This window comes from Tistlia sp. (assembly GCF_040905785.1).
GTDB lineage: Bacteria > Pseudomonadota > Alphaproteobacteria > Kiloniellales > DSM-21159 > Tistlia.
Genome location: NZ_JBBDQW010000020.1, coordinates 1 through 1,695 on the forward strand (window position 1 = coordinate 1; position 1,695 = coordinate 1,695).

A 1,695-nucleotide genomic window follows, 5' to 3' on the forward strand; every position below is an offset into this window, starting at 1 on the left:
CCGCCGACGATGGCGCCGGGGATCGAGGTGAAGCCGCCCAGGATCAGCACCGGCAGCGCCTTGAAGGCGATCAGCGCCAGGGAGAACTGCACGCCGGCCTTGCCGCCCCACATGATGCCGGCGACCAAGGCGACGATGCCCGCGACCGACCAGACGATGGTCCAGATCGTCTTCAGCGGAATGCCGACCGACAGCGCCGCCTGGTGGTCGTCGGCGACGGCGCGCAGGGCGCGGCCGATGCGGGTGTACTGGAAGAAGACCGCCAGCACCGCGACCAGCACCCCGCCGACGGCGGCCGCGATGATGTCGTAGAGGTTGATGCGCACGCCGTAGGGCTCGATCGCCGAGGCGGTCGGCATGCCGATGTCGAGCACCTTGACGTCGGAGCCCCAGAGCGTCTGCCCGAAGCCGTCCATGAAGTAGAAGATGCCGATCGTCGCCATGAACAGGATGATGTGCGGCTGGTTGACCAGCGGCCGCAGCACCAGGCGCTCGATGACCATCGCGACCAGCACCATGACGCCGCAGGTCAGCAGGAAGGCGAGGGTCCAGTGCAGCTCGAAGCCGAGGTGCTGCTGGGACAGCTCCATCAGACCGACCATGGTCAGGGCGGAGAACAGGACCAGCGAGCCCTGGGCGAAGTTGAAGACGCCCGAGGCCTTGAAGATCAGCACGAAGCCGAGCGCCACCAGCGAGTACATGACGCCCTGCAGCAGACCCGTGGTCGCGACCTCGAAGTAGAACACCCAGTCGAAGAAGCTGATCGCGCCGATCGCCGCCAGGACTTGGTGCAGCGCGCCGATCGCCACGATCGCGACGAGCGAGCCGACCAGCCAGTAGAGAACGTGAAGGAGCTTCATCTGATCGCCGTCCCTAGTGCGCGACGCCGAGATAGGCGTCGATGACTTCCTGGTTGGCACGCACCTCGTCGGGCGAGCCGTCGGCGAGCTTGCGACCGTAGTCGAGCACCACCACGCGGTCCGAAAGGTCCATGACGACCCCCATGTCGTGCTCGATCAGCGCGATGGTCGTGCCGAAGTGATCGTTCACGTCGAGGATGAAGCGGCTCATGTCCTCCTTCTCCTCGACGTTCATGCCGGCCATCGGCTCGTCGAGCAGCAGCAGCTCCGGTTCCATGGCCAGGGCCCGCGCCAGCTCGACGCGCTTCTGCAGGCCGTAGGGCAGCTTGCCGACCGGCGTCTTGCGGATCGCCTGGATCTCCAGGAAGTCGATGATCTCCTCGCAGAAGGCGCGGTGGCGGATCTCCTCGCGCTGGTTCGGCCCCCAGTAGAGCGCCTGCAGCAGCACGTTGGAGCGCATCTTCAGCAGGCGCCCGGTCATGATGTTGTCGAGCGTCGACATGCCCTTGAACAGGGCGACGTTCTGGAAGGTCCGCGCGATGCCCTGCTTGGCCGCCTTGTGCGGCCGCATGGCGCGGCGCGTCTCGCCCTTGAACAGGATCTCGCCCTGCTGGGGGTGATAGAAGCCGTTGATGACGTTGAGCATCGAGGTCTTGCCGGCGCCATTGGGCCCGATGATCGCCCGGATCTCGCCCTTGCGGATGTCGAAGGAGATGTCCGACAGCGCCTTCACGCCGCCGAAGGCCAGCGAGATGCCGCGGACCTCCAGCAGGACCTCGTCAAAGATGCGCGCTGCCGAATCCATCGCCGGAACGCCCCCCCCCCTTTTTCCCCC

Annotated in this window: 2 protein-coding genes; both read right to left on the reverse strand. The window is 66.3% G+C overall.

Annotation, left to right across the window (positions count from 1 at the left end):
- The coding region (locus WD341_RS05465; protein WP_368424423.1) for a branched-chain amino acid ABC transporter permease at positions 1–860 on the reverse strand (860 nt) is incomplete at its 3' end.
- Positions 861–873: 13 nt separating this feature from the next.
- Positions 874–1,665, reverse strand: a complete 792-nt coding sequence (locus WD341_RS05470) for an ABC transporter ATP-binding protein (protein WP_368424424.1) — start codon at positions 1,663–1,665, stop codon at positions 874–876.
- Between the last annotated feature and the right edge of the window lie 30 nt (positions 1,666–1,695).

Excerpts from the sequence above, each read along its gene's own strand:
- WD341_RS05470 (WP_368424424.1), bottom strand. The coding sequence starts at position 1,665 with ATGGATTCGGCAGCGCGCATCTTTGACGAGGTCCTGCTGGAGGTCCGC.